This is a genomic window from Stenotrophomonas sp. YJH_SMC_119 (genome assembly GCF_059368315.1).
The window spans coordinates 43,772-64,073 of the sequence record NZ_JCAFRP010000003.1; the positions used below are offsets into that span (position 1 = coordinate 43,772).

Here is a 20,302-nt window from a genome sequence, read left to right on the forward strand (position 1 = left end):
CGGTAGAGCCGGCCGCTGGCCGGCTTTTCCCCTCCTGCCGGATCACAGCAGCTGCCGGCCAGCGGCAGGTACTACCAACTGTGTATCACCTGTTGCGTGGCCCATGCATGGATGGGTAGAGCCGGCCGCTGGCCGGCTGCCGGGTCCTTGGGGCTGCCGGCCAGCGGCCGGCACTACCAAATGCGTATCACCTGATGCGTGGCCCATGCATGGATGGGTAGAGCCGGCCGCTGGCCGGCTGCCGGGTCCCCAGGGCTGCCGACCCGCGGCCGGTGTCAGCGGGTGCGCAGCGCGCGCCGGTTGCCGATGTGCGCGCATGCCAGCAGCACGCCACCGCTGGCTGTCGCCACGCCATGCCAGAGCAGCGATTCCTTCAGCGGCAGATACAGCGAGGCCGACAGCAGCAGGATGGCGCCGGCGCAGGCCAGCCGCACCGGCCGCCAGCGCCCGTGCCGGTGCACCCCGGCCGAGGTACTCGCCAAGGCCAGCGACGAGGCCAGCAGCGCGAACAGCCATTCCCAGCGCGACATCATCAACAGCAATGTCATCGCGCCATGGCCGGGATGCTGGAACGAGCGCAGCGCCATCATCGCGGCCGGCACGAAGGCCAGCAGCAGGGGCAGGGCGATGCAATGGGCGGCGCAGGCCATGGACAGCCAAGCACCGGCAAGATCGAAGCGGGGGTGCCAGCGTGCCGAAGTTGGCGGCTGGGCCAGGGCCCTTGCGGGCGTCGTGGGGATGTGGTCCATAATGTTACATAGTAACAATTGGAGCCTCCCCCATGAAGCGTTCTGCTGCTCTTTTCCTGCTGCTGGCTGCCAGCGCCGCGCAGGCCCATGACATCCGCCAGCACGCACCGCACGTGCACGGCCAGGCCACCGTCGATCTTGCGCTTGACCGGCAGACGCTGGAATTCGCCCTGCAGGCACCCGGCATCGGCATCCTTGATTACGAGCGACCGCCGGCCAATGCAGTCGAGCAGGCCGCGCTGACACGGGCTACGACAGTGCTGAAGGGCGGCAGCTGGGTCACCTTGCCCACCGCCGCAGGCTGCCGCCTTTCAGGCAACGATGCCAAGGCCGAGGGATTCGACGCGACGGCCGCCGCGCCGCCGCCGGGACAGCACCGTCACGCAGGTTTCAGCGCAACGCTGCAGTACCACTGTGCCAAACCTGCCGCGCTGCGCGCCATCGTCGTGCGCCTGCCCGTACTGTTCCCGGGTCTGCACGAAGTCATCGTCAACAGCGCAACCGCCAACGGCCAGAATCGCAGCGTGCTGACGCCCGACAGCCTGCGCGTGGTGCTGGCACCGTGAGCGCGGCACCGGTGATCTCGCTGGAAGACGTGCAGTTCGGCTACGGCATGCAGCGGGTGCTGGACATCCCGCGATTATGGGTCGAGCAGGGCAGCAGCGTATTGCTGCGGGGAATCAGCGGTGGCGGCAAAAGCACCCTGCTGGGCCTGCTGGCAGGCGTGCTGCTGCCTGGCAAGGGCCGTGTCGAGGTGGCCGGCCAGGCGCTGCAGGACATGGGAGGCGCGGCGCGGGATCGCTTCCGCGCCGACCAGCTGGGCGTGATCTTCCAGCAGTTCAACCTGCTGCCGTTCCTCAGCGTGCGCGACAACATTGCGCTGGGCCTGCGCTTTTCGCGCCTGCGCAGCGCGCGCATCAGTGGGCCGTTGGATGCCGAGATCGCCCGCCTGCTGCAGGCCCTGCAGCTCAACCCTGAGCTTATGCAGCGGCGCGCAGGTACGCTCAGTGTTGGCCAGCAACAACGCGTGGCGGCAGCACGTGCCCTGATCGGTCGTCCGGCATTGCTGCTGGCCGATGAGCCCACCTCGGCGCTTGACCGTGAAGCGGCAACCGCGTTCCTGAAGCTGATGTCCGCGCAGTGCCAGGCGGCCGGCACCACGGTGCTGGTGGTCAGCCATGACGACAGCCTGCAGCCGTTGTTCGACCGCACGATTGCCCTGTCTCAGATCAACCAGGCAGGTGCCGGCCATGCTTGAGCTTGCCTGGGCCAGCCTGCGCAGCCGTGCGTTGAGCGTGGGCCTGACCGTGCTGGTCATCACCCTCAGCGTGGTGCTGTTGCTGGGCGTCGAGCGCGTGCGCACGCAGGCACACGAAGGCTTCGCCAGCACGGTGTCGGGCACCGACCTGATCGTCGGTGCGCGTTCGGGGCCGGTGAACCTGCTGCTGTACTCGGTGTTCCATATCGGTGACCCGACCAACAACGTGTCCTGGCAGTCCTACCAGGAGCTGTCCGCGTTGCCGCAGGTGAAGTGGGCGGTGCCACTTTCGCTGGGCGATTCGTGGCGCGGCTACCGCGTGGTCGGTACCAGCGATGGCTATTTCGAGCACTACCGCTATGGCGCCGGGCACGCGCTTGCGTTCGCGGACGGACGGCCGTTCGATGATCTGTATGACGTGGTGATCGGTGCCGAGGTGGCGCGCGCGCAGAAGGTCGGCCTCGGTGACCAGATCGTGCTGGCACACGGCACCGGCGCGGTCACGCTGGCCACGCATGCCGACAAGCCATTCCGTGTTGCCGGCATCCTGCAGCGCACCGGCACGCCGGTGGATTCGTCGCTGCTGGTTTCGCTGCCGGCGATCGAAGCGATCCATGTCGACTGGCGATCCGGCGTGCAGCTGCGCAGCCAGCGCGTCAGCGCCGAGCAGGCGCGCCACCTGGACCTGACTCCGACCAGCATCACCGCCTTCATGCTCGGACTGAATTCGCGCATCGCCACGTTCTCGGTACAGCGCAGGATCAACGAGTATCCGGACGAGGCGATGCTGGCGATCCTGCCCGGCGTGACCCTGCAGCAGCTGTGGCAGTCACTGGGCACCGCCGAGCGGGCGTTGCAGCTGATCAGTGCGATGGTGGTACTGCTGGGCATGGTCTCGCTGGTGGCGCTGCTGGTCTCGACCCTGCAGGAGCGGCGGCGTGAGATGGCCATCCTGCGTGCCACCGGCGCGCGACCGGGTTACATCGCTGGCCTGCTGGTGGTGGAGGCGGTGGCGACCAGTGCGGTGGCCTGCGTGCTGGCCCTGTCGCTGCTGGTGGTCGCCAGCATTGCCGGGCGCGGCTGGGTACTGGCCACCTTCGGCCTGTCGATCACCCATGTCTGGCCGGATGGCCGCGAGCTGGCGTGGGTGGCAGGCGTGCTGGCGATCAGTGCGGCGGCTGGGCTGGTCCCGGCGTTGCTCGCTTACCGGAGCACCTTGGCCGATGGCCTTTCACCGGGAGGCTGAGCATGCGCTGGATGCTGTCGCTGCCGATGGTACTGGCCCTGGTTGCCTGCGAGCGGCCGGTGGATACCGGTGTGCAGGCCCTGCCACCCGCGCCGGTTGTCGACCGCGCTGACGCTGCGGATGCGGCAGAGCAGGAGCTGGACTGGCTGCAGATGATGCCCAAGGACGAGCTGGCCGCGCTGGAACGCGGCGAGGGCCCGGAAGTCGAACACAACGGCAACCGGCGCATGCCGCAGTTCGGCACCTTCCGCACCGTGGACACGGTACTGCAGCGGCCGGTGCGCCTGCCGGGCTACGTGGTACCACTGGCCAACGCGCAGGACGGGCGGCTGACCGAATTCCTGTTCGTGCCGTACTACGGCGCCTGCATCCACGTGCCACCACCGCCGCCGAACCAGATCGTGCACGTGGTGCTGCCGCGGCCGATCGACATGCCTGACATGTATTCGCCGTTCTTCCTGGCCGGCACCTTGCATGCCGAACGCTTGGACGACGATCTGGCCGGTTCGGCCTACACCATGCGTGACGCACAGCTGAGGCCGTATGAACCGTAGTCACCTGTTGCTGGCGTTGGGATGCCTGTGGTTGGCGGGCTGCACGGCGCCTGGCGGCGATGCGGTGGGGGTCACGCCGCAGGACAAACCGGCGCCCTCCGCCACGGCCGAAGCCCCCATCGACCGTTGGGATGCGTTGCGGCCCGACGAGGTCACCTATCAGCGCCCGCCGCCGCAGATCGGCCTGTCACGCGGTGGCATGGATGATGTGGGCAGGCTGATCGACGACACCGGCTCAGGCACGCCGCCGGGGCAGGAGATCGACCATTCCAGCCCGGATCGCGCCAAGCAGTTCGGCTCTTCGCGCGTGGTCGATGCTGTCGATGGTCGCACGGTGGATCTGGATGGCTACGTGGTACCGCTCGGCACCAACGATGCAGGATTGGTGGATGAACTGCTGTTCGTGCCGTTCTACGGCGCGTGCATCCACGTGCCGCCACCACCACCGAACCAGATCATCCACGTGACCCTGGCGACACCGATCGCGCTGGGCGATCTGTGGGATCCGTACCGGCTTGCCGGCCGCCTGCGGGTGAAGCGTTTCGACGCGGACATCGCCAGCGCGTCCTACGATGCCGCGGCAGCCACGCTGACGGTAATCCGCAACTGATGCGCAGGCGATGGATCATGGCTGCCGGGGTGCTGCTGGGCGGGGTGGTGCTGCTGCTGTGGTGGCAGCGGCAGCGCGCACCCGTCGCGCCGCCTGCGGTCGCGTTTCCGGCACCTGCGTCCGGCGCCAGCCAGCGCATCGAACAGCGCCTGGGTGACGACCACGCGTTTCGCAACGACGTGCTGTTCCTGCTCGCGGCAACATTGCGTGACCGCTGCCAGCCGGCGCAGGCGGGAGTGCTGGCGCGCATGGCCAATCGTGCATCGCTGCCGGTGCTGGCGGCAGTCAGCGCGGTGACCCAGCAGGATCCAACGCTGGACCGGCCGATCTACCAGTACATCCAGCATCGCGCCGATGCGACGCCGTGCGGGCAGACGCTGCAGATGCCGTTGGCCGGTGGGCGCCGCATGGCCGTGGACATCGAACAGTACGCACGCACGTTTCCGGACAGCTACTTCGACCCGCAACGCAGCAGCGAACCGCGGGATTTCGGCGGACTGTCGTTGCAGCAGCGCGCCGGCAACGCCTGCAACAGCGTGGTGTATTCGGTGCTGCCGCTGGGTGGCACCGACTGGCGGTGCAGCAGCCTGCGCGCGAACGCCCGTGCGCGCGTGCGCGGGCTGTGCGAGGACGAACTGCGGCGCCAGCATGGGGGCATCGGCGGCGAACTGGACGCCGCCGTGGGGCAGGGCATGCAGGCGGCCGTGGTATCGGCCATCGCCGCGCTGCCGGAAGACTGCCGGTGAGCGTCTGCCAGTAGAGCCAGGCCATGCCTGGCTGGCGGCCCCGTCGAGCATGCCTGCCTCTACAAAAACTGAATCGGCTGGCTCCGACGACCATAACTGTACAGGACATCCTGTATAGTTATGGTCGTAATCCACCCCCACCAGGTTCTCCCATGGCTTTGTCCCAGCCCTTGGCCGGTGCTCCGGCCTTGTCGCGTGCCCGCCGCTGGGCACTGTTGTTTACCGTCGCCGCTGGCCTGCTGCTGGTTACGCTCGACAACTCCGTGCTCTACACCGCACTGCCGACGCTGACCGAGGAACTCTCGGCCAGTGCCGGACAGGCGCTGTGGATCATCAACGCCTATCCGCTGGTGATGGCCGGCCTGCTGCTGGGTGCGGGCACGCTGGGCGACCGCATCGGCCATCGCCGTATGTTCCTGATCGGCCTGGTGGTGTTCGGCGTCGCGTCGCTGGCAGCGGCATTCGCCGACACCGCAGCGCAGCTGATTGCCGCACGCGCGTTCCTGGCGGTCGGTGCCGCAGCGATGATGCCGGCCACGTTGGCGCTGATCGGCCTGAGCTTCCACGAAGAGCGCGAACGCAACATCGCCATCGCGATCTGGGGTTCGGTGGCCATCGTCGGCGCGGCGCTCGGACCGATCATTGGCGGCTGGCTGCTGCAGCACTTCTGGTGGGGCTCGGTGTTCCTGATCAACGTGCCGGTGGTGGTGGTCGCGTTCGTGGCCACGCTGCTGTTGGCGCCGGAAGGCCAGCGCGACACCTCGCGGCCATGGGACCTTGTGTCCTCGGTGCTGGCATTGGCGGCGCTGTCCGGCCTGGTGCTGGCGATCAAGTCGCTGATCGCTACGCCGCCGTCGTATGCGCTGGGCGCGGGCGCTCTGCTGTTGGCCGTCATCAGCGGTGCGGCGTTCGCGCGCCGCCAGCAGCAGCTGCCGTACCCGCTGCTGGACTTTGCGATCTTCCGCAATCCTGCGTTCCTGGCCGGCACGCTGTCGGCGGTGTTCACCCTGTTCGCGATGGCCGGCCTGCAGCTGGTCACCACCCAGCGCTTCCAGCTGGTTGCAGGCTTCACGCCGCTGCAGGCGGGCCTGCTGGTCTCGGTGGCGGCACTGGGCAGCCTTCCGAGCGCGCTGCTGGGCGGCAGCATCCTGCACCGGGTGGGCCTGCGCCCGCTGACTGTGGTGGCCTGGCCGCAGGTGCGCTGGGCGTCGGCGTGGTGGCGTTCGGCTTTCCGCACGGCCTTGGCTGGGTGGTGGCTGGCATGGCCATCACCGGCTTCGGCATGGGTTCGGCCATCTCGGTGGCATCCACCGCCATCCTCAACAATGTGCCGGCACACCGCGCAGGCATGGCCTCGTCGGTCGAAGAGGTGTCCTACGAATTCGGCGGCCTGCTGGCGGTGGCGATGCTGGGCAGCCTGAGCGCAGCGATGTACAGCGCGTTCCTGCCGGTCTCGGCAGACATGCCCGCGCTTGCCCGCGAGGGTTTCACCCAGGCGCTGCATGTCGCGCGCGAGAGCGGGCAGGGTGAGTGGTTCGCACTGGCTGCGGCCGCGTATGACCGTGGCTACCAGATCGTGCTGCTGGTGATCACGGCGGTGTTGGCGCTGGGCGCGACGATCCTGGCGCGCCTGCTGCGCAGCCGCGTTGGCAGCCGCGAGGGTGCGGCCGATCGCGTAAAATGAAGCGATGAGAACCAGCAAGCGCGACCGCATCCTCGACGCCGCCGTCAACGTGATCAATCGTGACGGCGTGCGTGCGGTGACCTTCGAGTCGGTGGCGGCCGAGGCCAAGCTGACCCGCGGCGGCCTGCTGTACCACTTCCCGTCGCGCGAGGCGCTGCTGCGCGGCATCGACGAGCACCTGGTGCAGGCCTGGGAAACGTCGATGGAAACGCTGCTGGGCAAGCGCGCGGATGAAGCGACGGCACTGGAGCGTTACCAGACCTTCGTGCGTGTCTCGGCGCAGAGTGCCACCCGTGCCGAACTGATGTTCATGCTCGAATCGGCGGACCCGGACGCCGATGAGCGTCCGTGGGGACCGGCGGTGCGGCGTTGGGCGCCGCTGCCGCCGGAGGCGGGTGCAGCGGAAGACAGCGCCGCGCTCGACAATTTCGTGGCGCGACTGGCCGCCGATGGCCTGTGGATCTACGAGGCGATGTACGAAGGCCAGCTGGACGAAGGCGTGCGCGCCCGTGTTGCCGAGCGCATCGCCGGGTTGTTGGCGAAGTCTGACGGAACCTCCAGTTGAGCGGCCCGCCGGCGCGCAGACATCACCCGTGGTAGAGCCGACCGCTGGTCGGCTGCCCTTCGGTCAGGCCGCGAAAATGCGCTTCGGTAGAGTCGACTTTCAGTCGACTGCTCTTCGGTCAGACAACGAAAACCCCGCGCTTCGCGCGACAATCGACTCTACCCCTCGCGCGTCTGCCCAGCCTGCGCGGCGCTCGCGGCCAGCCACGCCCTCGGCGATGCTCCCAGCCGCTTGCGGAACGCCTTCGACAGGGAGGCGGTATCGGCAAACCCCAGCTCGATCGCCACTTGCTTGACCGCCACGCCTGCCCGCAGCTGCGCGCAGGCCAGGCTCAGCCGCCAGTCCAGCAGATAAGCGGCCGGCGTCGCCTGCATCACCTCCTTGAACACCGCCGCGAACGCGCTGCGTGACATGCCGGCAGTCGCAGCCATGCGCGGCAGCGTCCAATCGTCTTGCGGCGCCTGGTGCATCGCCACCAGCGTACGGGCCAGCCGCGCATCGGACAGCCCGCGCATCAGCCCATGGCTGACGCCCGCCGCATCCGGGTGGTCCACCACCCAGCGCAGGATCTGGATCAGCGCCACCTCGAACAGGCGGTTGGTCAGCAGCCGTGAACCGCAGCGCTGGCGATCGGCCTCGGCGAACAGCAGGTGCAGGGTGTCATCCAGTTCGCCGATCGCCGCCAGCGGCACCACCATCACCGGTGGCAGCGACTGCACGATCGGATTGCGCGCGCCGCCATCGAAGTCCAGCGTGGCGCAGATGAAATCCGGGCCATCCAGCGGTGCATTGAAGAACACATGGTGCAGCGGCTGCGGATACAGCAGCAGGCTGGGTGTGTCGATCTTCAACCGGGGCAGCGCGATATCGCCCCCGGGATGGCGGACCTCCATTTCACCCTGGCGCAGGATGTGCAGGAAGGCACGACCAGGCTGCGGCTCGAAGACGTGGCGTCCGCACAGCGGACCACTGTGGAACAGCGCGGCCTGCACCCGGAAGCGTTCCAACAGGGAGGAGAGGCGGTCGGGTGCGGAAGCGTCGGCGGACACGTTCATGGATGAATGGACAACATGTGTGGTCTATTGCGCCTGATTCGTCCGGGGAGTCTACCTAGGATGAGCGGGTCGTCCAATTCCGGGCGCTTTCCCAAGGAGATCCACCATGTCCCGTGTCCCCCTGATCGATGCCGCCAAAACCACCGCCGACCGTCAGGCCCTGCTGGGCCAGGTCCACGCCGCCTTCGGCGCCACCCCGGCCATGTTCCGCGCCGTGGCCAATTCGCCGGCCGCGCTGCAGAGCATGTGGGGTGCGTTCGGCGCGCTGGGCGGCGGTCGCCTGTCGCCGCTGTTGGGCGAGCAGATCGCCGTGGCCATCGCCAACCGCAATGCCTGCGAGTACTGCCTCGCCGCGCACACCGCGCTGGGCCGCAAGGCCGGCGCCAGCGGCGAGCAGATGGCCGCCGCGCAGATCGGCCAGTCCAACGACCCGGCTACCGCCGCTGCACTGGACTTCGCGCTGAAGGTGGTCGAGCAACGAGCGCAGATTGCCGATGGCGATGTGCAGGCGTTGCGTGCGGCTGGCTTCGATGATGAGCAGATCGTTGAGATCCTCGCCCACGTCGCGCTCAACCTGTTCACCAACTACGTCAACGTAGCATTCGACGTCCCGGTGGACTTCCCGAAGGTCGCGCTGCGCTGAGATCTGGCCTGGCCCGGGTGGCAGCGGTCGCCCGGGCCGGTCTGAATGGAGCCGACCGGGTAGAGTCGACTGTCAGTCGACTATCGCGCGCAGCGCGGGGTTTTCGGGGGGCTGAACGAAGAGCAGTCGACTGACAGTCGACTCTACCCAGTCGACGACTACCCAGTCGATGCTAAATGTCGTCTGCCTGCAGCCGCTCGGGATGGGTATACACATTGAACCCGCTCTCCCGTGCGAACCCGACCAGGCACAGGCCGGCGCTGCGGGCCAGGTCGATCGCCAGCGCGGTCGGCGCCGAAACCGCCGCCAGCACGCTGGCTCCCGCACGCGCTGCCTTGCTCACCATTTCGTAGCTGGCGCGGCTGGAAATCACCAGCAACCCACCGTCGATGGCGTGCTCGTTGTGATGCAGGGCGCCGATCAGCTTGTCCAGTGCATTGTGGCGACCCACGTCCTCGCGTACCCAACCGATGCGCCCACTGGCGTCGGCCCAGGCCGCGGCGTGGATCGAACCGCTTGCCGCATTCATCGGCTGGTGCTGCGCCAAGGTCGCCACCGCCCGCTGCAGGGCGGTGGCGGAATAGCTGCGGCGTTCGCGGATCTGCGGCAGCGGTCGCAGCACTTCTTCCAGCTGGCGCGTGCCGCACAGGCCGCAGCCACCACGGCCGGGCAGCAGGCGCCCATTGGCGGGGTCCAGGTCGGCACCGGGTGCCTCCTCGGCCACGGTCATCTGCAGTTCGATGCCTTCCAGCTGTGGGCGGATGTCGATCGACAGCAGCTGCGAGGGCGTAGCAATCAGTCCCTCGCTGAGCGAGAACCCAAGCGCAAAGTCCTCCAGGTCGCAGGGCGTGGCCATCATCACCGCGAAGGCGGCGTCGTTGTAACGCAGCGCCACCGGCACTTCCTCGGCCACCACGTCGACCAGGGGCTGTCGCCCCTCGCTGCGCCAGCGCTGCAACGGGCGCTGGGCCGTGCCGGCAGGCGGGGTGTGCGGTGGGGTCGAATCAGGCATGCAGCGCGTCCGGACAAGGGAGATACGCAGGTGGTGGACCACCCACGCCATCGAGAATAGCGCAGTGGCCATGCGCTGACGCAGGTGTAACCGTTGTCATGGCACGCTGCGCTGAAAACAGCGCGCACCCACTGGCGAAGCCGTGCAGGCCGTGTTTGACTGTGGGGCTGGCTGTGCGTTCGAAAGCGCCGCCGGACCGCGTTGTGCCCATTGTTGCCGCGTTCCTCCCGTCAGGTTCCCGAACATGTCCGAGCAGAAGCCGCCGCGTTACAAGCCCTACAACCAGCCCGCCGGTGGCTGGGGTGCCGCCGGAGCCACCGCCAAGGTGCTGCTGCAGCAGAGTGTGATCGGCAAGGGGTCGAAGGCGTTGCTGGCGATGAACCAGCCCGGTGGCTTCAAGTGCCCCAGCTGCGCGTTCCCCGATGCCGACGAACGCAAGAAGCTGGAGTTCTGCGAGAACGGCGCGAAGGCACTGGCCTGGGAAGCCACCCAGTTCCGTGCCGGTCGTGAGCTGTTCGCCCGGCATACCGTTACCGAGCTGATGGCGCAGACCGACTACTGGCTGGAGATGCAGGGCCGGTTGACCGAGCCGATGCGCTACGACGCGGCCACCGATCACTACGTGCCGTGCAGCTGGGACGATGCCTTCGCACTGATCGGCCGCCATCTGCGGGCGCTGGACAGCCCGCACCAGGCCGAGTTCTATACCTCCGGACGCACGCCCAACGAAGCGGCGTTCCTGTATTCGATCTTCGTGCGCGAGTTCGGTACCAATAATTTTCCGGACTGCTCGAACATGTGCCACGAGCCGACCAGCCGCGGCCTGCCGCCGGCCATTGGGGTAGGCAAGGGCACCATCGTGCTGCAGGATTTCGAGCACGCCGAGGCGATCTTCGTGATCGGCCAGAACACCGGCACCAATTCACCGCGGATGATGAGCAACCTGGTCGAGGCGCGCAAACGCGGCATTCCGATCGTGGCGGTCAACCCGATGCCCGAGCGCGCGCTGATCCGCTTCGCCGAGCCGCAGGACATGGTGCAGATGGCCACGTTCGGTTCGACCGAGATCACCAGCGAGTTCGTGCACATCCGCATCGGCGGCGACCTGGCCCTGATCAAGGGCATGATGAAGGTGATGTTCGAGCGCGAGGCGCAGGGTGAGCGTGTGCTCGACCATGCCTTCCTCGCCGAACACACGGTGGGCCTGGAGCCGCTGCGCGAAGACGTGATGGCGCAGGACTGGGACCAGATCGTGCAGGTTTCCGGCATTTCGCAGGCGCAGATCCGTCGCTGTGCGGAGATCTACATCCGCTCCAATGCCACCGTGATCTGCTACGGCATGGGGCTGACTCAGCACCAGTACGGCTCGCGCCTGCTGCAGCAGGTCGCCAACCTGCTGTTGCTGCGTGGCAACTTCGGCAAGCCCGGTGCTGGCATCGGGCCGATCCGGGGCCATTCCAATGTGCAGGGCGACCGCACCGTCGGCATCGACGAGAAGCCCAAGCCGGCCTATCTCGACCGCGTGCAGCAGGTGTTCGGCTTCGACCCGCCGCGTGAGCATGGCCACCATGTGGTCGAATCCATCGAGGCGATGCTGGACGGCAGCGCCAGGGTGTTCATCGGCCTGGGTGGCAACTTCATTCATGCCGTGCCCGATACGCCGCGCGCGTACGAGGCAATGCGTGGGCTGGACCTGACCGTGGGCATCGCCACCAAGCTCAACCGTGGGCACCTGGTTCATGGCCGCGATGCGCTGATCCTGCCGGTGGTGGCGCGCTCGGAGCGCATCGTCACGCCGGCCGGCGAGCAGTTCGTCACCATCGAAGACGCGATGTCCAATGTGACCGCCTCGCGCGGCGTGCTCGAACCGGTCAGCGCCGATGTGTTGCCCGAGGTCGAAATCGTCTGCCGCATGGCGCTGGCCACACTGCCCGACAGCAGGGTTGACTGGGCCGGCTGCATGCACGACTACGCACCCATCCGCGAGCTGATTGCTGCGGTGTATCCGGAGATCTACACCGGCTTCAACGAGCGCATCCGGCAGCCACACGGTTTCCATCTGGACATTCCGCCGCGCCGCCGGGTGTGGCCCACGCCGAATGGCAAGGCCAACATCCTGGTAATGCCCGGCCTGGACGTGGACGACCCCGTACATGACCCGGACATGCTGCGGTTGGCCACGGTGCGCTCGCACGATCAGTACAACACCACCATCTACAGCTACAACGACCGCTACCGCGGCGTGTACAACGATCGCATGGTGCTGTTCATGAACATCGAGGACCGGCTGGCGCGCGGGCTGGACAAGGAAGCGCGGGTCAGCCTGGAGACGATCAGCGCTGATGGCGTGCAGCGGCGCGTCGAGGGCCTGACCGTGCTGGACTACCCGATGCCGCGCGGCGCGCTGGCCGGCTACTACCCCGAACTGAACCCGTTGTTGCCGCTGGACTACTACGACCGCCTCAGCGGCACGCCGGCGGCCAAGTCGATCCCGGTGCGGATGCGGGCGATGGCGGCGGTCGCCTAGCAGTGGATGAATCCAGTCCTATGGGCCTTCGGCATGTGGGTTGGGTTCATCCAGAGCAAAGGAGCAACGGAAATAGTTGGCCGTATCCCGCCAAGCGCCAACGATCGGTTCCTGGATCTGCGCCAGCAGTTCACGGGCCTTGACGGGATCATTGGCCTGGCAGGCGAAGTACGCGAATGATTGCAGGTTCCATGGCGAGGGATAACGTGACAGCACGTCTTCGAAGCCGCGTTTCATGGTCGGCCAGTTCACTTTCGAATCGGTGAACAAACGGTCCTCGTACTCCCGCTGCGAGGCGACCCAGTAGATGCGGGCGTACAGCATGTATTGGTCCTGCGGTGGGGCCGCGGCCATGACCCTGCGAGCATAGGCTTCCAGGCCAGCCGGATCGCCGCCCCACTTCGGAGCGAAATAGCGCACGGCAGCAAAGTAGAGCGGGAAGTAGCCCGGATAGCGCGCGATGCCTTCGTCATGCAATGCGAAGAAGCGGTCTGCATCCCAACTCTGTTCGATCGCCCGGTGTTCCATCGACTCGTACCAGTACGGGTCCGTGCTGGCGATGTCCTTGTATTTCAGCAGGTAGTCAACGGCCTGCTGCTGCAGCGCCTTGAACGGTGCCCAGTCCTCTTCCTTCACCGTATTTGCATAGCCGGGGCCGCGGATGCTCCAGCCTTGGCGGCTGAGCATCTCAGCCATGGCCAGGCGCGCCGACGGCGACCTGGGGTAGCGCGAGATCCACGCCTGCACGAGCTTCTCGCGACCCTGCCAGTAGGCCGGGTCACGGTTGCTCATGCTGAAGGCATAGCCGATGCCTACGTAGTACGCCGAAAGCTTCCAGACACCACTGCTGAAGTAGCGATCCGTATCCCGGTAACGACTGGCGAGTTGCTCCAGTCTGGCGAAATCCTGCTTCTCCAGCAGTTGCTGTGCCTGCCGGGAGACTTCAGCGCGTTCGCTTGCTTCATCTTCGCTTGGTTCTTCGGCGTGGGTGATGGTCGCGCACGACAACAGCAGCACCACAAGCAGTGTTCGCATGAATCCATTCATGAGGGAAACTCCGTGTCGGGGACAGGGGCAGGGGCGTGGCAATGCAGGGTGGCACGATTGCCATCTCGCCATAGCAAGGGGCGTCGCGCAAGTCGACCGCGTGGTTGTCAAGCTGTCAGGGTCGTTGCCAGCCCACTGAGGGCGCCTGCATCGGCTATCATCGGCGGGTGAACCTGCCTGGCCTGCTGCTGCGTTGGATGCTGCTTGTCGCCCTGGTGCTGAATGCACCGGCGCTGGCGCTTGCCTCGTCTTCGTACGGCGGATCGGCCAATCAGGATCACTGCGCTGCACCGCACGCGGCCGCGATGGCGGCAGCCGGCTGCTGCGATGATACGGCCCCGGCGGCCTGCCAGAGCGGTGAGTGTGAATGCCCGCCGGCCTGTCTTGGCATGCTGGCCACGTTGAGCGGAACGCTAGCCTCGCCGTGGCGCGAGGCGCCTGTAGCCGCCCGTTCCCAGCAACGCGCATCGCCGCCGATGCCGGACCCGTTGCGTCCCCCCATCGTGTGATTTCCTGCAGGCGCTCAAGCGCCTGCCATGGCTGCTCGACTTTTTCTCGACTCTGCCCGCGCCTTCGATGCGCGGGCGGCGGGCTACGTTGCCCGCCTCTGCAAAGGAATCACTCAATGAACCGTACTCTCTCCCTCGGCCTGCTGCTGGGCACCGTGCTGGCCACGACCGCCTGCGCTCGTGCCGCCGAAGAATCCTCCGCGGCACCGGTCGCCAGCGAAGCACCGGCACCGGCCCAGGCCAGCCCGTCCAAGATCGATCCAGCCTTGCCGGTCGCCATCGTGCACAAGACCGCCAGCTGCGGTTGCTGCGGCATCTGGGTCGACCACCTGAAGGCCGCCGGCTTCCAGGTCGATGTGCGCGACGCCGACGACATGAACCCGATCAAGGTCCGCCTGGGTGTGCCGGTCGGCAAGGCGTCCTGCCATACCGCCGAGATCGGCGGTTACGTGGTCGAGGGTCACATCCCGGCCGAGGACATCAAGCGCCTGCTGGCCGAACGCCCGGCCGCGCGCGGGCTGGTGCTGCCCGGGATGCCGGCCGGTTCGCCGGGCATGGAAATGCCGGACGGCTACGTGCAGCCGTACACCGTCGAGCTGGTGCGCAACGATGGCATCACCGAACCGTTTGCCCAGCACCGGCAAGGTGGCTGACAGCCAGTGGTGGTGCCGGTCGGTCTGACCGGCACCTTTCCTCGCGGCCGACTTGCTCTTTGCAGAGTCGAGCCGTGCTCGACTGCTCTGCGGCTCCGTCGAGCAAGCTCGACGCTTCGGAATCAGCGGGTCCCGGCCGTTTCCCTGGCCAACTGCGCGTCGAACTTCTTCTCGGCCGCATCCGCGTAGGCGTTGCAGGTCAGTGCCTCGGCGCTGGCCTTGCTGCCGGCGGCATAGTTCCAGTTGCTGGCGCCCGGATGCGGGGTGAGCAGCAGATCGCAGGGCAGCGCCCGTACCGTTGCGAAGCTGCGCTTGTAGTCCTCGATCAAGCGCGGATAACGGGGATTGCCCTTCAGCTGGTAACCCGGTGCACTCAGGCTGTCGGCGTAGGCGATGCGCACCGGCTTCCCATCGCGGGTGTCGGTCCAAGTCCAGGCGGTGCTGCCCGGGGTGTGCCCCGGCATGAAGTGCGCGGTGAATGCGATGCCGCCCACCGTGACCACTTCGCCATCCATGATGATGCGGTCGGCGCTGGCCGGCGGATAGGTGATGCCGTCGCCAAAGTGCAGGTCGTTGCTGCCGCCGCGCGCCAGCAGCACCGCCGTTTCTGCATTGGCCGCCACATGCGCGCCGGTGCGACGCTTGAGCTCGGCGACCGGGCCGGCGTGGTCGGCATGCGCATGGCTGAGCAGGATCAATCGCAGGTCCTGCGGGGCCACGCCGCGCAGCTTCATGTTGTCCAGCAGGTGACCGGCCATCTGTGGCATGCCGCCATCCAGCAGTACTGCGCCCTCGGCGGTCTGCACCAGCAGCGCGGTCAGGTCCTCGGTGCCGATCTGCCAGGTGTGGTCGGCAACCTGCAGCGGCGCCATCGGCTGCAGCCAGGACGCATCCACGGTATAGGCCCGCAGTTGTGGCAGCGGTGCCTCGGCGGCGCTGGCGTGGACGGCCGGAAGAGCGACGGCCAGGGCGAAGGCGAGCAGGGTAAAACGCATGATCCACGTCCGCTTGAAGGAGGCCCAGAAACTAGCATGGGCCTCCTTCATCGCGTCTCGCATAGATTTCATGGCTCCCATAAGGACGCCATGGATCAGTACCGGTACTGCCATCCCAGCGTCAGCACCCGGCCGCGGCCGGAGAAATAGCTCGGGTTCGACGGCGTGGTCTGCGAGTAGTAGCTGATGTACTGCCTGTCCGCCAGGTTCTGCACGCCCAGCGTGAAGGCATGCTTGTCCAGCGTATAGCGCGCGACCAGATCCACGGTGGTGTAACCCTTGAACTCGGCCACCTGCGCGCCACGCAGGTCGAAGTCGCGGTCGAAGGCGTGACTGGCCTGCAGGCGGGTGCTCAGCTGCGGCGTCCAGCTCTGTTCCCAGAACGCAGTCAGCCGGTTCGGCGCGATGTTCACACCAGCCAGGTCGCTGTCGAGGCGACCGTCAACGTCGGCGTCGTAGCGGCCGTTGGCGCGTGCATAGCCCAGTCCGAGGCGGCTATTGCCCAACCGCAGGCGAAGGTTGCTTTCAAAGCCTTCCACGCGGGTGGCCTGGCGCTGCACCGCATAGGCATCGATGCCCGGATCGTAGATCAGCACCGAGCCCAGCTTGGATTCGGAGGTGTAGTAGGCAATGTCACCGCTGAAGCGGCCATCGTCGTACTCCAGGCCGATCTCGCGGTTGTCCGACACCACCGGTGACAGGTCGACGAGGCTGTCCACGCGTTGTCCGTCGCGGTTGATCGCGCGCAGCACGCGGCCGACGTCGGCCACGGTGTAGCCTTCCGAATACGAGGCGTAGGCGTTGAGGCGATCGTTGATGTACCAGACCGCGCCGAAGTTGGGCAGGGTCTCGCTCATGGTCGGCTTGCCGCCGGCCACCTTGCGTGCGCCGTAGCGGGGCAGGGTGGTGTAGTCACCCACTTCCAGCTCGCCCTTTTCGTAACGCAGGCCGCCGGACAGCATCAGGTGATCGGTCGGCCACCAGTGCAGCTGCAGCAGCGGTGACAGGCTCTGGTAGGTGGTCTGCGGCACCCAGTTCATGCCACTGGCCAGCAGCACCTGGTGGGTGCGGTCGCGCAGGCCGTCCAGGCCCAGGGTCACGTCCAGCGTGGTGTCGGCGATGCGGCTCCAGCTCTGGGTCAGCTTGAAGCCGCGCTTGTCCGATTCGTTCTGGGTCTGGTCCCAGGCGGCATTGGCGCCGGTGTTGCCCCAAGGATCCCATTGGCTGGCACCGTAGCGGCCTTCGAAATCGACCGCGAAGGCCTGCGCCTGGAAACGGCCGCCGAGCAGGTCGGCGGCGCTGTAGTCCACCGTCAGCGAACGCGAGCGGTTCATCGGCGGATCGAGCGGCGTATCGCCGGGAACCGAAATGGTCGGGCGACCGGTCCGGTAGTCACCGTTGATGGCCAGGTAGTTGTCCAGCCCGCGCAGTTCATAGCGGTTGGCCATGACCTGCAGGCGGTGGCCGTCGGCAATGTTCCAGCCCAGCTTGGCGAATACGTTCGATGAGGTCGAGTCCATCAGCTCGCCCTGCGCGTTGGTGCCGATCGATCGGCCCTCGCCGTCGTGGTACAGGCCCTGCTTCTCATAGGCCAGGCCGGCGACCAGGTCGAACTGCTCGCCGCGCACGCCCACCAGGGCCGAGCCGCGCTGGCCATTGTCGTCGTGGCGGCTGGGCAGGGCAGCGCTGTAGCTGACATTGGTGTCGAGCAGGAACGCACCCGGCTCACTGGGCGCACTGCGGGTGATGATGTTGACGATGCCGCCGGTACCGCCGATGCCCTGCAGCGCGTTGGCACCGTGGATGACCTCGATGCGTTCGATCATCGCCGGGTCGATGGTGTGCGAATCACGCGAGCCATCGCGCAGCGGCGTGGACTGCGGCACGCCGTCGACCATGTACAGGATGCCGCGGCCGCGCATGGTTTCGCCGTAGTTGGACATCTTCTCGCGCGCCGGGGCAAACGCCGGGATCTGCGACGACAGCACCCGCGACACATCCGAGCCCAATGCCAGCTGCTGGGCGATGTCCTCGCGGGTCAGCACCGTGATGGTATTGGGCATGGCGGTCTCGCCCTGCGGCATGCGCGCGGTCGAGGCCGAGACCGTGACGCGGGCCAGCGACGTCGTCGAGGCGGATGACGGCGCCGATGATGCGGCCCGGGCCGGGATGCGCGGCTTCGCCGGCGCTGGCGCGGCACTCACCACGAACACCCCTGGCGAACGTTCCTGCATCGCCAGGCCTTGGCCTGCCAGCAGCCGCTGCAGGGCCTCACGCGGGGTGTAGCGGCCATCAACAGCCGGGGCGCTGCGGCCGCTCACGCTGTCGGCGGCGAACAACAGCTGGATGCCACTCTGCCGCGCCAACGCAGTGAGCGAGGCCTGCAACGGGCCGGCCGGCAGGTGCAGCTCGACGGGCGCGGATGCAGCGGTCTGCGCCGTGGCGGGCAGGGCCGCACAGAGGCAGGCAGCGAGCAGGGTAGGGGCCAGCCGGCGCAGGGCGGCAGGCGGAACAGGGCGGGTCATGCGGGGGTCCTTCGGAAGGGTTCAAGCACTTGCCGGATGGGACGACGCGCAACCCACCCTCGGTGTGGCATTCAATCGCGGGCGCGCAGATGCAGGCTGCCATCGGAAGCGGTGTGCACCTGTACCGGCAGGATCTCGGGCAGCAGCGCGAGTACGGTTTCGGCGCGGTCGGCATCGAAGACGCCTGACACCTGCAGCGGCCCCAGTACCGGGTCGTCCAGCACGATGGGACGGTCGTGATAGCGCTGCAGGATGCGCAGCACCTCGGCCAACGGCATGCGGTCGAACTGCAACCGCCCACGGGTCCAGTCGGCTCGATCCGGGTCCACCGCTTCCGGCGGAGACAACGATCCTGGCTGGGCCAGCACACGCTGCCCCGGCTTCAGGCGCTGCTCGGCGCCCCCGCCGTCCACACGCACGCCCACCTCGCCGCGCCACAGGGTTACCTCGCTGAGGCTACCCTGCCGGTCAACGTCGAACACCGTGCCGTAGTTGCGCACATGCACCGCCCCGGCCTCGACCTCGAACGGGCGCCAGGTCGAGTGCCGCACCTGGAAACGGGCCTGGCCCTGCACCAGCACCACCTGCCGCGAGCGGATGTGCCTGCGAACCTGCAGATGGGTACCGGCGTCGAGCAGCAGATGGCTGCCATCGGGCAGGCGGATGCCGCGGCGTTCGCCCACCGCGCTCCGATAGTCGTGCACCTGCCATGCCGGGTCGGCAATGAACACGCCCGTGGCCGTGATCAGCAGCAGCGGCAGGACGATCTTCGCCGCACGTCCACCGCGACGACGCTGCAGCGCATCCGCGCTGGGCATGGGGAAGCGTTCCTTCAGGGCATCGCGATGCTGGTCCAGCACCTGGTCGGTGGTTGCGGGTTGGACCGGCGGTTGCGGTGTGGACGGCGGCGGTTGTGGGCTCATCGCAGGCCAGCCGACCGTTGGCAATCGACCATGGCCAGGCGCAGGTGGCGCTCCACCGCCTTCTGGCCGATACCCATGCGGCGGGCAACCTCAGCCTGTGGCAGTTCGTGGATCTTGTGCAGGATGAAGACCTGCTGGCGGCGGCAGGGCATGCGTTCGATGGTGGCGCCCAATCGTTGCAGTGCCTGTTGTCCCTGCGCCTGCTGCTCAGGCCCGGGGCGCGGGCAGGCGTCATCGGGCAGCTCGGCACGCGCCTCCACCCAGTGCCGGCGCAGATCCTCGGCGCGGCAGCGATCCACCGCCGTATCGTGCGCGATCCGCCGCAGCAGCGCGATGGGTTGCCGTGCATCGTAGGCGGCCGGGCGTTCCAGCAGGCGCACGCAGACATCGTGCACCACCTCACGAGCCAAACCCGGCGAGCGGAAACGGCGGCGCAGGTACTCCACCAGTTCCTCGTAATGGCGCACCAGCGAGGACACCAGCGGCAGCGCGGGAGGGGGTAGGGAAGGCAGCTGGGACATCCGGACCGGAAGCAAGGGCAAGGGGCGCGCGCGGGGGAGGGCATCCCTGCGCGATGACGCAATACTAATGGGAACCGTTCGCGTTTGTCATGTGGGGCGCGGGTCGGGGATTGTTCGTCGGAACTGGAAAGTGAAACCACGATCATCGTCTGGAGCGCAGAATCGGCCGCGGCTAGCCTGCAAGCAGGCTCAAGGAGATGGACCATGCACGTGCTTCTGGTGATGGTGGGTGGGGTGTTGTTGTTGGGGGTATTCCTGCTCTTCGGGCGGCTGTGGAGCGTAGGCCAGTCACAGTTGCCCACGGCCCTGCTCGCGTTCATCGCCACCTGGCTGCTGGTGACGCTGGCCAACATGTGGGTGGGCGTGAGCAAGGCGGACTACGCCGTGCGGGAAGAACTGCCGATCCTGCTGCTGGTGTTCGCGGTGCCGGCCCTGCTGGCTGGACTGCTGTACTGGCGACTGGCGCGCTGAAGGACGGCC

At 67.4% G+C, this 20,302-nt stretch carries 19 protein-coding genes and 1 pseudogene; 12 read left to right on the forward strand and 8 right to left on the reverse strand.

Annotation, left to right across the window (positions count from 1 at the left end; translation table 11 throughout):
- Positions 1-275 precede the first annotated feature (275 nt).
- Positions 276-749 carry a MerC domain-containing protein gene (locus tag AC5P6S_RS06170; protein WP_044570295.1) on the reverse strand — a complete coding sequence of 158 codons (474 nt, stop codon included), beginning with the start codon at positions 747-749 and terminating at the stop codon, positions 276-278.
- Between the two features lie 32 nt (positions 750-781).
- Here AC5P6S_RS06170 and AC5P6S_RS06175 point away from each other — a divergent pair, with 32 nt between their 5' ends.
- From AC5P6S_RS06175 to AC5P6S_RS06210, 8 genes and pseudogenes are all read left to right on the forward strand, one after another.
- On the forward strand, positions 782-1,315 hold the full coding sequence (locus tag AC5P6S_RS06175; protein WP_049396100.1) for a ZrgA family zinc uptake protein: 534 nt from the start codon (positions 782-784) through the stop codon (positions 1,313-1,315).
- Positions 1,312-2,007 (forward strand): ATP-binding cassette domain-containing protein, encoded by a 696-nt coding sequence (locus tag AC5P6S_RS06180; RefSeq protein WP_012480404.1) that lies wholly within the window; start codon positions 1,312-1,314, stop codon positions 2,005-2,007. The genes AC5P6S_RS06175 and AC5P6S_RS06180 overlap by 4 nt, the downstream gene beginning before the upstream one ends.
- Positions 2,000-3,253, forward strand: coding sequence for an ABC transporter permease (locus AC5P6S_RS06185; RefSeq protein ID WP_049396101.1), 1,254 nt, complete (start codon positions 2,000-2,002; stop codon positions 3,251-3,253). Before AC5P6S_RS06180 ends, AC5P6S_RS06185 begins: the two co-directional genes overlap by 8 nt.
- A 2-nt stretch (positions 3,254-3,255) precedes the next feature.
- A complete protein-coding gene (locus tag AC5P6S_RS06190) occupies positions 3,256-3,807 on the forward strand; it encodes a DUF3299 domain-containing protein (RefSeq protein WP_044570292.1) in 552 nt (183 codons plus the stop codon).
- Positions 3,797-4,417 carry a DUF3299 domain-containing protein gene (locus tag AC5P6S_RS06195; protein ID WP_065183953.1) on the forward strand — a complete coding sequence of 207 codons (621 nt, stop codon included), beginning with the start codon at positions 3,797-3,799 and terminating at the stop codon, positions 4,415-4,417. The genes AC5P6S_RS06190 and AC5P6S_RS06195 overlap by 11 nt, the downstream gene beginning before the upstream one ends.
- Positions 4,417-5,163: a hypothetical protein gene (locus tag AC5P6S_RS06200; RefSeq protein WP_414498347.1), complete on the forward strand. Its 747-nt coding sequence runs from the start codon at positions 4,417-4,419 to the stop codon at positions 5,161-5,163. The genes AC5P6S_RS06195 and AC5P6S_RS06200 overlap by 1 nt, the downstream gene beginning before the upstream one ends.
- A gap of 152 nt (positions 5,164-5,315) precedes the next feature.
- Positions 5,316-6,847, forward strand: a pseudogene (locus tag AC5P6S_RS06205) (MFS transporter).
- Between the two features lie 4 nt (positions 6,848-6,851).
- Positions 6,852-7,412, forward strand: coding sequence for a TetR/AcrR family transcriptional regulator (locus AC5P6S_RS06210; RefSeq protein ID WP_099523638.1), 561 nt, complete (start codon positions 6,852-6,854; stop codon positions 7,410-7,412).
- 158 nt (positions 7,413-7,570) lie between these two features.
- On the opposite strand, the gene AC5P6S_RS06215 is transcribed toward AC5P6S_RS06210, so the two are convergent.
- Positions 7,571-8,467: an AraC family transcriptional regulator gene (locus tag AC5P6S_RS06215; RefSeq protein ID WP_138969964.1), complete on the reverse strand. Its 897-nt coding sequence runs from the start codon at positions 8,465-8,467 to the stop codon at positions 7,571-7,573.
- Between the two features lie 106 nt (positions 8,468-8,573).
- Here AC5P6S_RS06215 and AC5P6S_RS06220 point away from each other — a divergent pair, with 106 nt between their 5' ends.
- Positions 8,574-9,110: a carboxymuconolactone decarboxylase family protein gene (locus tag AC5P6S_RS06220; protein WP_088429952.1), complete on the forward strand. Its 537-nt coding sequence runs from the start codon at positions 8,574-8,576 to the stop codon at positions 9,108-9,110.
- Between the two features lie 172 nt (positions 9,111-9,282).
- On the opposite strand, the gene fdhD is transcribed toward AC5P6S_RS06220, so the two are convergent.
- On the reverse strand, positions 9,283-10,122 hold the full coding sequence (gene fdhD, locus AC5P6S_RS06225; RefSeq protein WP_099530389.1) for a formate dehydrogenase accessory sulfurtransferase FdhD: 840 nt from the start codon (positions 10,120-10,122) through the stop codon (positions 9,283-9,285).
- Positions 10,123-10,366: 244 nt separating this feature from the next.
- On the opposite strand from fdhD, the gene AC5P6S_RS06230 reads away from it, so the two are divergent.
- On the forward strand, positions 10,367-12,649 hold the full coding sequence (locus AC5P6S_RS06230; RefSeq protein WP_483723652.1) for an FdhF/YdeP family oxidoreductase: 2,283 nt from the start codon (positions 10,367-10,369) through the stop codon (positions 12,647-12,649).
- Between the two features lie 18 nt (positions 12,650-12,667).
- On the opposite strand, the gene AC5P6S_RS06235 is transcribed toward AC5P6S_RS06230, so the two are convergent.
- Positions 12,668-13,669, reverse strand: a complete 1,002-nt coding sequence (locus tag AC5P6S_RS06235; protein ID WP_227859986.1) for a DUF4034 domain-containing protein — start codon at positions 13,667-13,669, stop codon at positions 12,668-12,670.
- Positions 13,670-14,321: 652 nt separating this feature from the next.
- Between AC5P6S_RS06235 and AC5P6S_RS06240 the strand changes: the two genes are divergently transcribed.
- A complete protein-coding gene (locus tag AC5P6S_RS06240; RefSeq protein ID WP_080334748.1) occupies positions 14,322-14,858 on the forward strand; it encodes a DUF411 domain-containing protein in 537 nt (178 codons plus the stop codon).
- Positions 14,859-14,980: 122 nt separating this feature from the next.
- Here the strand turns inward: AC5P6S_RS06240 and blaL1 are convergent, their stop codons facing one another.
- The 4 genes from blaL1 to AC5P6S_RS06260 form a co-directional block, all read right to left on the reverse strand.
- On the reverse strand, positions 14,981-15,853 hold the full coding sequence (gene blaL1, locus AC5P6S_RS06245) for a L1 family subclass B3 metallo-beta-lactamase (RefSeq protein WP_043033597.1): 873 nt from the start codon (positions 15,851-15,853) through the stop codon (positions 14,981-14,983).
- A gap of 95 nt (positions 15,854-15,948) precedes the next feature.
- On the reverse strand, positions 15,949-18,378 hold the full coding sequence (locus AC5P6S_RS06250; RefSeq protein WP_049417713.1) for a TonB-dependent receptor: 2,430 nt from the start codon (positions 18,376-18,378) through the stop codon (positions 15,949-15,951).
- Between the two features lie 71 nt (positions 18,379-18,449).
- Positions 18,450-19,301 carry a FecR family protein gene (locus tag AC5P6S_RS06255; protein ID WP_049395957.1) on the reverse strand — a complete coding sequence of 284 codons (852 nt, stop codon included), beginning with the start codon at positions 19,299-19,301 and terminating at the stop codon, positions 18,450-18,452.
- Positions 19,298-19,822 (reverse strand): RNA polymerase sigma factor, encoded by a 525-nt coding sequence (locus AC5P6S_RS06260; RefSeq protein WP_012480387.1) that lies wholly within the window; start codon positions 19,820-19,822, stop codon positions 19,298-19,300. Before AC5P6S_RS06260 ends, AC5P6S_RS06255 begins: the two co-directional genes overlap by 4 nt.
- A gap of 204 nt (positions 19,823-20,026) precedes the next feature.
- Between AC5P6S_RS06260 and AC5P6S_RS06265 the strand changes: the two genes are divergently transcribed.
- Entirely contained in the window at positions 20,027-20,293 is a 267-nt protein-coding gene (locus tag AC5P6S_RS06265; protein WP_005409816.1) for a hypothetical protein, read from the forward strand.
- Positions 20,294-20,302 lie beyond the last annotated feature (9 nt).

Bases quoted from the DNA above. Each gene is read 5' to 3' on its own strand.
- AC5P6S_RS06185 (WP_049396101.1), top strand. From the start codon at position 2,000: ATGCTTGAGCTTGCCTGGGCCAGCCTGCGCAGCCGTGCGTTGAGCGTG.
- AC5P6S_RS06175 (WP_049396100.1), top strand. From the start codon at position 782: ATGAAGCGTTCTGCTGCTCTTTTCCTGCTGCTGGCTGCCAGCGCCGCG.
- fdhD (WP_099530389.1), bottom strand. From the start codon at position 10,122: ATGCCTGATTCGACCCCACCGCACACCCCGCCTGCCGGCACGGCCCAG.
- AC5P6S_RS06195 (WP_065183953.1), top strand. From the start codon at position 3,797: ATGAACCGTAGTCACCTGTTGCTGGCGTTGGGATGCCTGTGGTTGGCG.
- AC5P6S_RS06170 (WP_044570295.1), bottom strand. From the start codon at position 749: ATGGACCACATCCCCACGACGCCCGCAAGGGCCCTGGCCCAGCCGCCA.
- AC5P6S_RS06240 (WP_080334748.1), top strand. From the start codon at position 14,322: ATGAACCGTACTCTCTCCCTCGGCCTGCTGCTGGGCACCGTGCTGGCC.
- AC5P6S_RS06265 (WP_005409816.1), top strand. From the start codon at position 20,027: ATGCACGTGCTTCTGGTGATGGTGGGTGGGGTGTTGTTGTTGGGGGTA.
- AC5P6S_RS06210 (WP_099523638.1), top strand. From the start codon at position 6,852: ATGAGAACCAGCAAGCGCGACCGCATCCTCGACGCCGCCGTCAACGTG.
- blaL1 (WP_043033597.1), bottom strand. From the start codon at position 15,853: ATGCGTTTTACCCTGCTCGCCTTCGCCCTGGCCGTCGCTCTTCCGGCC.
- AC5P6S_RS06255 (WP_049395957.1), bottom strand. From the start codon at position 19,301: ATGAGCCCACAACCGCCGCCGTCCACACCGCAACCGCCGGTCCAACCC.
- AC5P6S_RS06220 (WP_088429952.1), top strand. From the start codon at position 8,574: ATGTCCCGTGTCCCCCTGATCGATGCCGCCAAAACCACCGCCGACCGT.
- AC5P6S_RS06260 (WP_012480387.1), bottom strand. From the start codon at position 19,822: ATGTCCCAGCTGCCTTCCCTACCCCCTCCCGCGCTGCCGCTGGTGTCC.
- AC5P6S_RS06215 (WP_138969964.1), bottom strand. From the start codon at position 8,467: ATGAACGTGTCCGCCGACGCTTCCGCACCCGACCGCCTCTCCTCCCTG.
- AC5P6S_RS06230 (WP_483723652.1), top strand. From the start codon at position 10,367: ATGTCCGAGCAGAAGCCGCCGCGTTACAAGCCCTACAACCAGCCCGCC.
- AC5P6S_RS06250 (WP_049417713.1), bottom strand. From the start codon at position 18,378: ATGACCCGCCCTGTTCCGCCTGCCGCCCTGCGCCGGCTGGCCCCTACC.
- AC5P6S_RS06190 (WP_044570292.1), top strand. From the start codon at position 3,256: ATGCGCTGGATGCTGTCGCTGCCGATGGTACTGGCCCTGGTTGCCTGC.
- AC5P6S_RS06200 (WP_414498347.1), top strand. From the start codon at position 4,417: ATGCGCAGGCGATGGATCATGGCTGCCGGGGTGCTGCTGGGCGGGGTG.